Annotated in this window: 14 protein-coding genes and 1 pseudogene; 9 read left to right on the top strand and 6 right to left on the bottom strand. The window is 59.2% G+C overall.

The genetic code is table 11. From position 1 onward, the window contains the following. Positions 1–147: 147 nt before the first annotated feature. On the bottom strand, positions 148–309 hold the full coding sequence (locus tag AC0L3X_RS41145; protein ID WP_201266180.1) for a hypothetical protein: 162 nt from the start codon (positions 307–309) through the stop codon (positions 148–150). Between the two features lie 351 nt (positions 310–660). Here AC0L3X_RS41145 and AC0L3X_RS41140 point away from each other — a divergent pair, with 351 nt between their 5' ends. The 4 genes from AC0L3X_RS41140 to AC0L3X_RS41125 all read left to right on the top strand — a co-directional run bounded on the left by AC0L3X_RS41140 (position 661) and on the right by AC0L3X_RS41125 (position 2,697). Beyond that, positions 661–1,248 (top strand): cysteine hydrolase family protein, encoded by a 588-nt coding sequence (locus tag AC0L3X_RS41140; protein ID WP_354098403.1) that lies wholly within the window; start codon positions 661–663, stop codon positions 1,246–1,248. A gap of 199 nt (positions 1,249–1,447) precedes the next feature. Next, the gene (locus AC0L3X_RS41135; RefSeq protein ID WP_144030742.1) at positions 1,448–1,738 is read left to right on the top strand and encodes a hypothetical protein; all 291 of its coding nucleotides are present in this window, start codon (positions 1,448–1,450) and stop codon (positions 1,736–1,738) included. Further along, complete coding sequence (locus AC0L3X_RS41130; protein ID WP_245344084.1) at positions 1,726–2,118, top strand: hypothetical protein; 393 nt, start codon at positions 1,726–1,728, stop codon at positions 2,116–2,118. Before AC0L3X_RS41135 ends, AC0L3X_RS41130 begins: the two co-directional genes overlap by 13 nt. Positions 2,119–2,451: 333 nt before the next feature. Next, positions 2,452–2,697, top strand: a complete 246-nt coding sequence (locus AC0L3X_RS41125; protein ID WP_434057394.1) for a hypothetical protein — start codon at positions 2,452–2,454, stop codon at positions 2,695–2,697. Between the two features lie 249 nt (positions 2,698–2,946). Here the strand turns inward: AC0L3X_RS41125 and AC0L3X_RS41120 are convergent, their stop codons facing one another. The 5 genes and pseudogenes from AC0L3X_RS41120 to AC0L3X_RS41100 all read right to left on the bottom strand — a co-directional run. After that, positions 2,947–3,135 (bottom strand): hypothetical protein, encoded by a 189-nt coding sequence (locus tag AC0L3X_RS41120; protein ID WP_161495830.1) that lies wholly within the window; start codon positions 3,133–3,135, stop codon positions 2,947–2,949. 329 nt (positions 3,136–3,464) lie between these two features. Continuing rightward, complete coding sequence (locus AC0L3X_RS41115) at positions 3,465–3,887, bottom strand: hypothetical protein (protein WP_085401418.1); 423 nt, start codon at positions 3,885–3,887, stop codon at positions 3,465–3,467. A gap of 20 nt (positions 3,888–3,907) precedes the next feature. Continuing rightward, positions 3,908–4,126, bottom strand: coding sequence for a hypothetical protein (locus AC0L3X_RS41110; RefSeq protein WP_085401417.1), 219 nt, complete (start codon positions 4,124–4,126; stop codon positions 3,908–3,910). A 311-nt stretch (positions 4,127–4,437) separates the two neighbouring features. After that, entirely contained in the window at positions 4,438–5,073 is a 636-nt protein-coding gene (locus AC0L3X_RS41105; RefSeq protein WP_354098404.1) for a c-type cytochrome, read from the bottom strand. A gap of 50 nt (positions 5,074–5,123) precedes the next feature. Then, positions 5,124–5,282 (bottom strand): annotated as a pseudogene (locus AC0L3X_RS41100) (GMC oxidoreductase); the annotation flags it as partial. Positions 5,283–5,590: 308 nt separating this feature from the next. Between AC0L3X_RS41100 and AC0L3X_RS41095 the strand changes: the two are divergent. From AC0L3X_RS41095 to AC0L3X_RS41075, 5 genes are all read left to right on the top strand, one after another. Beyond that, positions 5,591–6,826: an MFS transporter gene (locus AC0L3X_RS41095; protein WP_473317390.1), complete on the top strand. Its 1,236-nt coding sequence runs from the start codon at positions 5,591–5,593 to the stop codon at positions 6,824–6,826. A 37-nt stretch (positions 6,827–6,863) separates the two neighbouring features. After that, positions 6,864–7,733 carry an alpha/beta fold hydrolase gene (locus AC0L3X_RS41090; RefSeq protein ID WP_354098406.1) on the top strand — a complete coding sequence of 290 codons (870 nt, stop codon included), beginning with the start codon at positions 6,864–6,866 and terminating at the stop codon, positions 7,731–7,733. 5 nt (positions 7,734–7,738) lie between these two features. Then, on the top strand, positions 7,739–8,257 hold the full coding sequence (locus tag AC0L3X_RS41085; RefSeq protein ID WP_354098407.1) for a VOC family protein: 519 nt from the start codon (positions 7,739–7,741) through the stop codon (positions 8,255–8,257). 103 nt (positions 8,258–8,360) lie between these two features. Beyond that, positions 8,361–8,837, top strand: coding sequence for a cupin domain-containing protein (locus AC0L3X_RS41080; RefSeq protein WP_354098408.1), 477 nt, complete (start codon positions 8,361–8,363; stop codon positions 8,835–8,837). Positions 8,838–8,990: 153 nt separating this feature from the next. Then, complete coding sequence (locus AC0L3X_RS41075) at positions 8,991–10,958, top strand: MFS transporter (protein WP_473317389.1); 1,968 nt, start codon at positions 8,991–8,993, stop codon at positions 10,956–10,958. The last annotated feature ends 1,253 nt before the right edge of the window (positions 10,959–12,211 follow it).

The raw sequence follows: 12,211 nt of genomic DNA, 5'->3' as shown, positions 1-12,211 counted from the left end.
GAAACTCCGTCTCATACTTCATACCCTCCGGAAGGAGACCGCCTCCGAAGAGATCGAGTGTCGCGTTACTTGTCGGCACTCGGCTTTTTCCGCTCCGGCGCTGTGAGGGCCTTATGGTCACCCCCGGTCACCCTGCCCCGCCTTCACTTATGTCCTGGCGATCTTGAGGCGATCCTGAGACAGCGAACGGCTCTCGTCATCGCTTTCCCTGATGCGGCCTTTCGCATCGCAACGGATGTAGCGCTTGTCCCCGCGCGGCTCGATCAGCTCACGCTTCGCCGCTGACCGCCATTTCGGAGTTCGCTTCATGTGGCCCCCCGATTTCATTTATGCGTGTCCCAACTATCCGCAAAGGCGCATGGTTCCGTTTCGGGCGCATCCGCCTGCTGTGCGGGCGACCGGGCTCTAGCGCGTCCCTTGTAGTCCCGCACCCGGGTCTTCGTCCCGGCCATGCGTTAAAGATCCCTGGCGCGTAAAGGTTCTGCCGCCCCCTTCAGCCGCAAAGGGCAAGCTCGCACGAGCGCGCTGCGTCACCGCACCCTTGACCGCCTTCCCCCGCTCATTGCCGCGTGGCTAGCCGGGTTGCTGGTCGCAACCCTTTTCAGGACAGGAACCAAGGCCGGGTCGCTCCGTTGGAGCTCACTTTCGAGGACGGCGCCGATGTCAAAGAACGATAAGCTCCGCTATGGGGCACCCGGAGAGAACGCGGTTCATATCTGCGTCGATATGCAGAGGATGTTCGCGGAAAGCACGGCATGGAAGATGCCGTGGCTGCCGCGCGTCCTGCCCAATATTGTTGCGGTGACGGCGGCCCATCCCACGCGTTTCATCCCGGCGCAGAAGCCCGGCCAGGGCGCCGGCATGTGGCGGCGTTATTACGAGCGCTGGGGATCGATGACCATCGAGGAGCTTGGCCGGGAGATGATCGGCCTCGTCCAGGACCTTGCGCAGTTCGTTCCACCCGCACGCGTCTTCGACAAGCATGTCTACTCGCCGTGGACGGGAAGCGATCTTCACGAGCAGCTGCGCGCGGCGCGCGTCGTTACGATCATCGTCACCGGCGGCGAGACCGATGTCTGCGTGCTGGCGACCGTACTCGGCGCAGTAGACTGGGGTTACCGCGTCATTCTTGTCACCGACGCCCTGTGCAGCTCGGCTGACGAAACGCATGATTCCATGATGAACATCTACATGAACCGCTTCGGGCAGCAGGTTGAGTGCGTAACGACCGAAACCCTTCTCGGCTAGCGGCCGGGCGGCGCCAGAGGAAGGCTAGTCATGAACAACTGTTACCTCGTGCAGATTCTCCTCCCAAAGGAGCGAGGCAATGGCGAGCCGGTTTCGCAGCGCTGGTTCGAGGAATTCCTTGAAGAACTGACGGACCGTTCGGCGGCGCGACCAGCTTCATCCGAGCACTCGGGGCGGCCCTTGTTTTGAGCAGGTCAGCATGAGCCTTGAAGTATTAAGGACGGTGGCAGCCGCCATGACGATTATCGCCGCCACCATGGTGGCGGCAAACTGGAATGCGCGCATTACCGTCTGCGGGTTCGCTCTCTTTATTGCCTCATCGGCCGGCAACCATATTCGCCTTCAATCGTTTCGCGTCGGCCTCGGCACCTCCTCAGCTAACAATGGAGGGCGCCTGACAGAGTTCCTTTGTCCGGCTTCGGCAACGCGACTACGGAGATATCGCGACTTGCAGGGAAGGAAGGCGTTAAAGGCAAAATGGGACTATTAACGGCGTTCAGCGCGACGCATGCGCGACGCGATTATTTCAATTGGGCTCTGGAGGAGTTCGACGACCACGCCGCCTTGGCCGGTGGGCGCAACGATCGATTAGGATTTTTCGGCAATATTCGCCTGATTTTTTGCATGGAGATGCGATTGTCACGAGCCATGGAGATGATCGTCGCGGGCTACGTGAAGGTGAACAACCGACGCGCATTGGCGGATTTGCTGGGGCAGCGCAGCAAAGTACTCGCTCAGTTGCAAGCCGTGTCGGGCATCAATCCTCAGAACGCCGTCCAAGCGATCCAAGAAGAACTGGAGTTGATCGAAGCCGGCCTCGAAAAGCTCAAGCCGTTTTCGGGCTCGTTGCCTGAGAATGAGAGGAGCTAGCGATGCGCGTTAATAAAATCACACGGAACAAAATCGGCCGGGTAACGGAGCCGGGTCGATATAAGTGCTTTTTCGGATATGTGACCGTCACCTCAGAGGACATTCAGGTGTGGACGCGCTACCCCCATGCGACGTCACTTTGATCGCGCGGCCGACGATTGGGCAATCGGTCGCTGAAGACTACCATCTTGGCGCCTTTGACATCGGCAAAGGCCCGCTGTGCGACGCGGCCTGAGGACTGAAGCATTGCAGCCCCATAGGAACTTTGCCACGCAGGCCTCAGTTGGTTAGCGTGTGCCGGTCGGCGGCCGTTTGCCAACTCAGGAGATGAAGGTGGCAAAAGCTCTAATTTCAAAGCCGGACCTCGAACGCATTGCGCTTCAGGACATTCGTAGTTTCCCCGGCTCCGAACATATCGTTTCAGTAGAAGTCGAATACGAGGCCCATCAAGCACAGGGCATCAACTCGCAATTGTGTGTCATAGCGAACGACGGAGGCGATCTCGACCGCATTCAATATGCCGCCAAGGTCACAAGCGATCGGTTGAAGCGCCGATACGATCTTCGGGTGGCCTCCTAGCAGAACGATCGGCCCTGGCGTCCACTTAGAAATCGGCTTGCAAAAAACCGCCCCCGCAACAGTCCTCGAAGCGCAACTTCCACTTCTTCGATGATCCTCGGCGTCGGCAGGTCGGCCCGATCGGCTATATTGCATGCCGGCGCCGCGCTGGCATGCTGCCGCGCGACAGCGGCCCCTGTTCCAGATTTAACTTTCCGCGGCGACATCAAGCTTAATCCGCGTCTTCGATTGCACCGGAGCTACGGAGCGCTAGCCTCTCCGCACCGGACATTGCCCGTCCGGGTTCACCATGGCGGGGTCGTCGCGCCAAGATACTCGGCGCGGCGATTTCGTTTCACCGTCGATAACGCGGGCTTCGTTGTGACGAATGAACTGGACGATGATCCGCTTGACCTCATCGAGCTGCGACGACAGATCACGGCTTTGCGCTCGCAGCATTCCGACAATCTTCCGGTCACAGCGATATTGAACAGTTTCCTTGTGAAAATTGCTTTCCTCTCAGAGCCAAAAGATACGGCGCACGCTCGGTATCGTCAGTCCGAATTCGCTCGGATGCTACGGACTGTTAAGGAAATGGTCTCACGGAGCCGATCAACGAAGCCGTCCGACGTCGTTAAGCGACCCAAGTAATACAAACGTACGAAGATTCTTGCGCTCGCTGACGCTGTGCCGATGCTCGATGCAGTCGTGAAGGCATCCTCGCTTCGTATCGAGGCCTTCGCCACGAGGGGCCGTCGCCACAAGCGGTCGGCGCGCGCGTGACCAGCCTAATAAGCAGGCCGCACTACTCGGAGCCGGGACATTCTCGGAGAGAACCTGTGGGCAAGCGCGAGCACTGCAGCTTCGTCGGTTTCAAGCGCGATCTTCTGGGCAAGCATCACATCGCCAGCCGCCAGAGTAGTACGGTCGGGAACGAAACACCAACCGATCACGGGCAACCCAGATGCGTCGACCTCTACAACATTGCTCATGGTGCCATAGTGGACTCGATATCGTCTGCCGGTGTGACAACCTGTGACTTCGAAATAATCATTGGCGTCAAACTGCGCACACTGATCCGGAGACAACCATTCGCGGAGAAGACGACGCGCACGGGCCTCCGGCCCGTTTTGCTGGATGAAGCTCTGATAGAAAGTGCGCACAATGCGCAAACGCGTTCTATCGACGCCTCTTCGTCTGAACAAAAACATTTTGCCGCCGCGAACAGTCTCTAGCCGCCGACCAGGCGGGGGTAGAACAGCGTCTCGTCCGCAGTCGGGTCAAACATCCGTGCGACCTTTAGATCGCCGGCCGCCGTCCGAGTGGCAGCGGTGAATCCTTTGCCCGTCAGCTTCTTGAAGCGCTGCTCAGCCTGGGCCAGCCCCTTCGGGTCTTGTTCAAAAAAATGCCTGCTGTCGCCTGTGTGATCCAATACGATCTGGGTAGCCATGGAATGGAACTCCGCAATCTGTACCCCTAACGTGGAGAAGCTTGTCAACCGGGCTATGTTCCTAATCTCTGACCGCGCCTAGCCAGCGCGCCAAGGGCCGCGCGGAGACTACGGGCGCGGGAAGGCGGCGGGCAAGGCTACGCGGGAAGGTTGCGAAAAGTCCAAAGTCCGGACACTTCGACGCGTTCATTGACGCGACGGATGCAATTGACGGGACGGATGCAAGGTCGAAAGCGTTGGCACCGGTTTTGAGATAGCGGACGATGTCTTCCGTAGACCAATCCCCGATGCCCGTACGAGAATCCGCGGTGTCAGATCTCGCGCAAACCAATCCTGCAACAATGCCCCCTGCAGGGCTTCTCCACCCCGTTCACCACCCGTGAGACTCTTAGGCGTATAACAGGTACCGCAATGGCAAGTCCTTCGACCAGATAGGCCCCCCGGTTCCACACATTCGACTTTGCCGGATCGGAACAGCCGGGTTTGAAATTGATCAAATCCCAGGCGGATGTTGCTGGCCGGCGGACATTGAACGGAAACACAAGCTGGTTGGTCCGAACCTCGTTGTGCACCGGTTCGAGGGTGCGCAGAAAGGCCCAGATGGCCGAGAGGTCCTCGCGGGTGACCTTCGTATAGGCAGGATACGGCATTGCCGAATACAGGCGAACCCCATCCCTGCCGATCCCCTCGTGCATCGCTCGCCAAAGATCCGATTCGGTCCAGTCACCGATCCCGGTCCCAACATCGGGAGTAATAATTGGACCGACCACCTTCCCGAAAGGCGTCTCCAGCGCAGCGCCGCCAGCAAAAGGCTTACCACCCGGCGCTGTGTGGCAGCCGACGCAATCGCCGAGCACCGCTAGATACCACCCCCGCTCGATCTTCTCGAACCCCTGGTTGTCTTCCGCCGCGCGCGCCGCAGCTAGGCCGATCCGCCGCGAGCGCAAGTGTCATCAGATTGCGCATTCTTATGCCGATACTTCAGCGGTGCTGGCTGTCAAATCTGCACGAGTGGGCCGGGACTCTTCAGGTAGCGGTTTACGATCGCGTCTGCCACCCAATAGGCCAGCGCGGCCACAGTATCCGTGGGATTATACCCGGGGTTCTGCGGGAAGGCCGTGGCACCCATGACGAACAGGTTGGCGACGTCCCAGCTCTCCTGCTGTGGCGAGCAACGTCAAGGGCGCTGTCATAACAAATGCTGGACACTTCATCATGGAGGAGCAACCTCAACAGGCCATTTTTTATCCAGGGCAAGTAAGGCAACGAGCCGTGATGCGCGATCCTGATGCGATGCGACTCCAATCTCCGGATTGAGTGCGATTCCGAAAGACTTCCGACGAGGGTCGACTATAATCGGGGTGCTGTCTTTTGGAATGCCAATTCAACACTAGCGCGGGTCAGCTTGAAGGCAGCGCCGGTGGGTTCACAGCGTTCGCCAGATGCGATCGCGTTCGTGAATGAGTGTTGCCGTACCGTCGGAAGCTTCCGGCATCGCGCACTCGCATGAGGACAAGCGTCATGCCTCTTGCTCTCTATGCTCTTGCCGTTGCAACCTTTGCTATCGGCACCACGGAATTCGTCGTTGTGGGTCTTATTCCGGGGATCGCGGCCGATCTGAGCGTGTCACTCCCGAGTGCCGGGCTCCTGGTCAGCCTTTATGCCCTGTCGATCACGCTTGGTACGCCGATTTTCTCCGCATTGACGGGCTCGCTTGCGCGGCGCGAGCTGGCAATTGCACTCATGGTGGTGTTCACGGCTTGCAATCTGTCTGCGGCACTTGCTCCTGGCTACGGCACGTTGCTCTTGTCGCGCATCGTGATGGCGGTCGCTCACGGCGTCTTCTTCGGTGTCGGAGCGGCGTGTGCCACCTCCCTGGTGTCAAGGTCACGATCCGGTGGCGCCATTGCCGTGATGATGGGAGGATTGACGATTGCGATGGTCATCGGCGTGCCACTGGGGTCTTGGATCGGTCAATTATTCAACTGGCGGACGCCCTTTTTCGTCGTCGCCGGCATGGGCACCGTAGCCGTGATCGGTCTGATGTGGCTGTTGCCGCACGAGATCCACTATCAGCCCCCCGCGCCGTTCCTCACGCAATTGAGCCTCCTCGGCAATCGGCGGCTCGCAACCATGTACCTGCTGACGGCAATCGGATTCGGCAGCACGTTTGTGGTCTTCACCTTCCTGTCGCCGTTGCTGACCAATGTCACTGGCGTGCGGAAGGAGACAGTCAACATCGCGCTGCTGCTCTTTGGCGCAGCGACGGTTGTTGGAAATCTTTCGGGTGGCATGCTCAGCGACGCTCTCGGCACCCGCAAGGCGATGTTGCTGCTGCTGTGCGGGCTGATTGTCTCCTTTGCCCTGATTCCGGTGGCCGTCCACAACGAGGCCGCCATCTTCGCGGCAATCACCGTGTGGGGCGTGTTTGCATTCGCCATCCCGCCTGTCATGCAAGCTGGCGTCGTCGCCACGGCTGAGCAGGTCGCGCCCAATGCGCTCGCAACGGCGTCAGGTCTCAACATCGCAGCCTTCAATCTCGGGATCTCGAGCGGGTCCTTCCTGGGGGGACTGCTATTGAGGGACGCAGGCCTGCTGGCTACGCCCTACGCATCAATCGCGATGGCGGCCGGCGCATTGCTGATCGCGGCGTTCGCGCTCCATCCGCAACCGGCAATCACCAATGCGAAAGCCAAGTAGTTCGCGCTCTGAGCAAATCCAGCAACGAGGTTCGACAATGCAGAAATCCGGCAGCGGCCCGGTCGAGTTGGCGCACAAGCGCGCCAAGACCAATGGTGTCACGCTTCACTACGTCACGGCGGGCCACGGCCCGGTTGTGCTTTGCATGCATGGCTGGCCGCAGAACCACCGCGAGTTCCTTCCGATCATCGAGCGGCTTGGTGACAGATATTCGTTCATCGCGCCGGATCTTCGCGGCTACGGTGACAGCGACAAGCCGAATGAGGGCTATGAGCCGAAGACCATCGCCGAAGATATGATCGGGCTCTTGAATGCGGAGAACGTGAAGCGATTTCACATTCTCAGTCACGATCTGGGCGGCCCGCCGTCCGTGGCATTGGCGTATCTGGCCTCAGACCGAGCCTTGTCGCTCGCCACGATCGAAACCCCGTTCTTCGGACTAAGCCACCCCGGATACGTGGATCCGCGTGTGCCCTACTGGCACCTCGGCATGCACATGAACATGGATATCACGAGGTTCCTGATTGAGGGACGCGAAGAGCAGTATCTGCGGCATTTCTTCCGCGACTTCGCCTACAACCCGAATGCGGTGTCCGAGGACGAAGTCCGGTTCTACGTCATGCAGATGCGGCAGCCGGGCAATCTTCGCGCGAGTCTCAATCACTATGGCTACATTCCGCAGATGGCCGAACAGACGAAGGAGTTGACCCGCAGCAAGCTTACCGTGCCGATGCTGTCGTGGGGTGGCCGGCGATCGTTCGGCGATCACTGCTTCGAATGCGCCAAGGCGATCGCCAACAGCGTGCAGGGCGGCGTCATCGAACAGTGCGGACACTGGGTCTTCGAGGAGAATCCGGAGTTTGTCGTCAGCCAGTTAAAGGAGTTCTGGCCGAAATATGATGGCTGATCGCCATGAACAGCAGCCAGACAATCGGTGCATCCATGGCCGACCTGTCGGCGGGCGGCCAGGCGTTCAGGATAAAGAGCATAGACCATACTGGATTCACGGTCTCGTCGCTGGACGAGTCGCTGAGATTCTGGGTCGATGTGATGGGCTTCCGTCACCTCTACACCTGGACGTTCGAAACCGGACCGTTCATTGAGCAGCTGGTCGGTGTGCCGGGCGCGGCAACGCGGCTCGCGATGGTCGAGGGACCGGGCCACAGCATCGAGTTGCTAGAATATACCTCGCCCCCTGACCGGCCTACCTATAGGCCGAGATCGTCGGACGTCGGCTCCGTCCATTTGGCCTTTTACGTCGAGAACATCGATGCGCTCCTTGCACGGATCGCAAGCTTTGGATGGCGGCCGGTGGGCGAGGTCCAGACCGTTGAGGCCGGCGAACGGAAGGGACTTCGCCTGATCTACGTGAGAGGACCCGACGGGGTCACGCTCGAATTTCTTCAGCTTCCAGATGACGCGCCAAAATAGGAAGACGAAAGCCCGACATGCCGGAAGAGGATGAGCAACAGCACGAGTCCACATCTCGCTTCAACCAGAGTAGAAAGGATAAGTAATGAAGATCTCGCAATTCATGGCCAGCGTGGCGATTGCACTGGCTGCGACGGCCGCGTCAGCTGAGAACGCCGGCGTCAAGCTTCCCGATTACGCAAAGACACCAGCGGAGCTATCGGCTACGCCGGCGACCGGCGGTGCGGGTGGATCCGGCAATGCCAAGGTCGAGGTGGTCACTATCCTGGGCGATGCCTCCAAACCGGGGATCTACACCCAGCTACTCAAGGTCGGTCCAGGAGCGCAAATCCCGGCGCACCATCATGCCGGAGATCGTGTCGGAACCGTGCTTCAGGGCACCTGGCACTTCGGCTATGGCTCTGAATTTGATAAGACCAAGCTAAAGACGTTGCCCGTCGGCTCGGTCTATACCGAGCCCGCGAACGAGCCGCATTTCGCGATGACCGGCAATGAGCCCGTGATCGTCATGCTCACGGGTACCGGGCCAACCGATACAGTATACGAAAAGCCGGCCGACGATCCGACGCGAAAACCCTGAGGTCTCTCTGCAAGGCTGGAGATGCCAAGCCAAGTGCACGGGGCTAGGCATGATCAGAGTGGGCGGCGACGTCGAGCGTCGCCCAGGGAGGATGTGACCACAGAGCGGCGGCGCGTAATCGCCGAGACTCATTGATAGTGGCGAAGTGAATACATGCGTAGGTGCAGTCCTGCCTCTCAGCGATACGCGAGACGCGCACATGATGTTAGAGGGCCGACGAGCCCCGCCTGGAAGGTGGTTCTCAACATGGACACCGCGCACGAAATCAAGGCGACCGGTCATGATCGGCCGCCCTCTACCGGGCCTACATCAAGGTGGTGCCTTTGGACGGTGTCAACCGTCGGTGTGAACGTCCACCGGTACATGTCAGGAACTGGTCAGCAGGGGTGCATCTATTTGACAGGCTCTGCCGCCGAGAGCGGGCGTTGCAACGGCTTTAGCGTTGTTCAGCTCAGTGCTAAAAGGCGACATTTAAGAGCTGAACTGAGTGGGTTGTTTGTCAGACATGGCGGCAACGACCAACAGGTGCGGATAGTCTACGCCAAGTGCACGCTAGCCGGCGATAACCTCCTTCTCGAGCATCCAATGGTTGGATTCATACGAGCGCCCTGCGACGCCGGTGTTATCAAGACGACACCGGCTTTTGGTGCAGCCTTATCACAGAGACGCAAGTGGTTGACGCTGATCGCCACGATAATCGGGTCTAGCATGGCGTTGCTCGACGGCTCAGTAGTGAACGTCGCGTTACCGGCAATCCAGCAGGCGCTGCATGCTGATGCGACCGCGACGCAGTGGATTGTCAACGCCTACCTGCTCTTGCTCGGCGCGTTTGTGCTTATCGGTGGCTCGGCGGCAGATCTTTATGGCCGACGTCGAGTTTTTGTTCTGGGCGTTGCGGTATTCATCGTCGCCTCGATCGCATGCGGGCTCTCACCGAACAATGTGGTGCTTGTCGTCAGCCGCGCCGTTCAAGGTTTGGGGGCCGCACTGTTGGTGCCGGCTAGCTTGGCGATGCTAGGGGCAACCTTCGGCGAGCAAGAGCGGAGTCAGGCAATCGGGATATGGGCGGGCGCAGCAGCATTGATGATGGCAGCGGGTCCGTTGTTGGGAGGCTGGTTGGTCGATCAGGTATCCTGGCGGGCGATCTTCCTCCTCAATGTCCCGCTCGCCATTGCCGCAGCTGGGCTTGCGCTTCGTTTCGGCTGCGAAAGCAAAGATCCCAGGGCGAACCAGCTCGACTGGGGCGGTGCCGCCTCTGTGGCGCTTGGCCTTGCTGCGATTACATGGGGTTTGAGCGCCATCCCAGCGGCGGGATTTCAGCACAAAACAGTGCTGGCCGCCCTGGGAGTAGGAAGCGCTTTCCTAACATCATTCGTCGCAATCGAAGCTCATCTCCAAAAGCAGGCGATGATGCCGTTGTCGCTCTATCGATCACGCAATTTTGCAGCAACGAATGTATTGACGCTGTTGCTCTACTTCGCGCTCGGAGGCGCGCTCTTTTATCTGCCGTTCGGCTTGATCCGCCTTGGTAGCTACTCGGCGACACAAGCCGGCGCGGCGTTGCTGCCTTCTGCCCTGATAATGGGATTCGGGTCATTGTTCGCTGGAGCGATTGCTGACCGTTTGGGAGCGCGCCTACTGCTGACTGTTGGGCCCGTCGTTGCGTCCTGCGGGCTAGCGATGCTCGCGTTTATCGATCTCAGGCAACAATCTTACTGGGTCGGCGTTTTTCCGTCGATGCTCTTGCTGGGCGCGGGGATGGCAATCACGGTTCCGCCGCTGACGTCAACCGTGATGGGCGCCGCCGGTAAAGCCCACGCCGGCATTGCGTCGGGCGTTAACAACGCGGTCGCTCGGGTAGCTGGATTGCTTGCGATTGCCGCGCTCGGGGCGGTGTTCTTTGATGATTTTTCGCATCATCTTGCCGGAACGACGAATGCGCAAGCCATCGAAGCGTTAAACGTCGTGATGTCAGGGCAGCCCGGCGCTAGCACGGAAGCGATTGCTGCATTCGAGCGCGCGCTACATGCGACAATGCTGGTGCCCGCGAGTTGTGCCGCACTGGCCGGTCTCGCTGGCTGGGTGTGGATCGAGCCGGACAGCGTACGTGCAAGCAACTAAGATGCTGTTGGCGACCAGCTGACTGACCTACACAACCGGGCGCAGGATCTTTCCATGAGCGAAAATCTAGTTCGCTAAATCCCCTTCAACAGACTTTGACGGAGCATGCGGCACATGCGGATGGGGCAGAAAGTCGAGATGGCGTGCAAGTTATTCAAAGCACCTGGTCGGCGCGCGCAATCAACTTTCCGACAGTTCAGAGCTCATCGATTTCGCGTCTCAAGTTGAAGATCAGCTGTGGGATGTTGGTTAGCTTTGGTCTCTCAGGAGGTTGTCCATACTCTTACTACCCCTCATATTCTGAATTGCAGCTGCGCGAATTTTCGGGGGCGGCCGGTTGCCACGGGCGGATTGTGGAAGAAAACCGACCCGCCCCACGGCCATAGGGCCAACGAGCCATCACATGGAGGCGCTCCGACGCCGGTACCGTGTTGTGCAGTTCGGTGTCAGAGGCAAACGCAACAGCCAGATCGAGGACATTGTCCTCGTCCAAGTCCGGAGTGACTCCTGCCGCATCAGGAAGGAGAAGGCTTCTGCAATTCGTCTAGCGACCGGCCATATAATTCAGACGGCCTCGTTAGAGTCGCGCTTTTTCAATACCGAAAAGCGAGACTCGACTGACGCCTGGCTCCGGCCGAGTGCAGCTGCAATGTCTTTGAATGACGCCCCGTTTGCCTTCATCTGTAAAAGCTGTTCTTCGTCCTCTGCGGACCAAATTGTCGAAGTTTTAGAAGCCCCGGTACGGACCATTTCCCCCACCACTTCTTTAGATTGTCCAAGTGGACGCTGTGAGGCAAATTATGGCAGCCATTCGTCCTCCTACAACCGCTTGTAAGTTGGACGATCGTTTACCGCTCGCTGCGATTAGTATTCAGTGTCTTGCTGATAGCCTGTGTTCACTAGTGGACCGAAGCTGGGTGAAAAGTAAGGCCGCATCAATGGGCGGCCGCCCCTAAGCAGCATCCCTCTCGCCTCCTGCCTTGCCGGCAAGCGGTCTATTCGGCGCTAAGCCGATTGGGCTGCGGTGGAGGGGTGTCCGTTTTTTCAAAGCCGATAATCTCTTGCGGGCCGCACCTGCGGACGCGACGCCGCAGGTTTTCTGTTTGTGTCACCGGGCTAAAATAAGCCGCATATCTGCGGCGTCGCGCGTCTGACTGTGGGGCCGGTAGGCAAGGGGGTGGGCTGGCAACTTCGGAATGGCCCCCTACCCTAACCACGGCACCAAGTCGCCGCGACCTGCCTCGATCAGCACA

The organism is Bradyrhizobium sp. MI1.7, from assembly GCF_055811795.1.
This window is presented reverse-complemented; position numbering and strand designations above follow the sequence as displayed.

What these genes read in the sequence shown, in the direction of transcription:
- AC0L3X_RS41135 (WP_144030742.1), top strand. Translation starts at nt 1,448, where the DNA reads ATGAGCCTTGAAGTATTAAGGACGGTGGCAGCCGCCATGACGATTATC.
- AC0L3X_RS41090 (WP_354098406.1), top strand. Translation starts at nt 6,864, where the DNA reads ATGCAGAAATCCGGCAGCGGCCCGGTCGAGTTGGCGCACAAGCGCGCC.
- AC0L3X_RS41130 (WP_245344084.1), top strand. Translation starts at nt 1,726, where the DNA reads ATGGGACTATTAACGGCGTTCAGCGCGACGCATGCGCGACGCGATTAT.
- AC0L3X_RS41080 (WP_354098408.1), top strand. Translation starts at nt 8,361, where the DNA reads ATGGCCAGCGTGGCGATTGCACTGGCTGCGACGGCCGCGTCAGCTGAG.
- AC0L3X_RS41140 (WP_354098403.1), top strand. Translation starts at nt 661, where the DNA reads ATGTCAAAGAACGATAAGCTCCGCTATGGGGCACCCGGAGAGAACGCG.
- AC0L3X_RS41075 (WP_473317389.1), top strand. Translation starts at nt 8,991, where the DNA reads ATGCGTAGGTGCAGTCCTGCCTCTCAGCGATACGCGAGACGCGCACAT.
- AC0L3X_RS41085 (WP_354098407.1), top strand. Translation starts at nt 7,739, where the DNA reads ATGAACAGCAGCCAGACAATCGGTGCATCCATGGCCGACCTGTCGGCG.
- AC0L3X_RS41115 (WP_085401418.1), bottom strand. Translation starts at nt 3,887, where the DNA reads ATGTTTTTGTTCAGACGAAGAGGCGTCGATAGAACGCGTTTGCGCATT.
- AC0L3X_RS41110 (WP_085401417.1), bottom strand. Translation starts at nt 4,126, where the DNA reads ATGGCTACCCAGATCGTATTGGATCACACAGGCGACAGCAGGCATTTT.
- AC0L3X_RS41120 (WP_161495830.1), bottom strand. Translation starts at nt 3,135, where the DNA reads ATGCTGCGAGCGCAAAGCCGTGATCTGTCGTCGCAGCTCGATGAGGTC.
- AC0L3X_RS41145 (WP_201266180.1), bottom strand. Translation starts at nt 309, where the DNA reads ATGAAGCGAACTCCGAAATGGCGGTCAGCGGCGAAGCGTGAGCTGATC.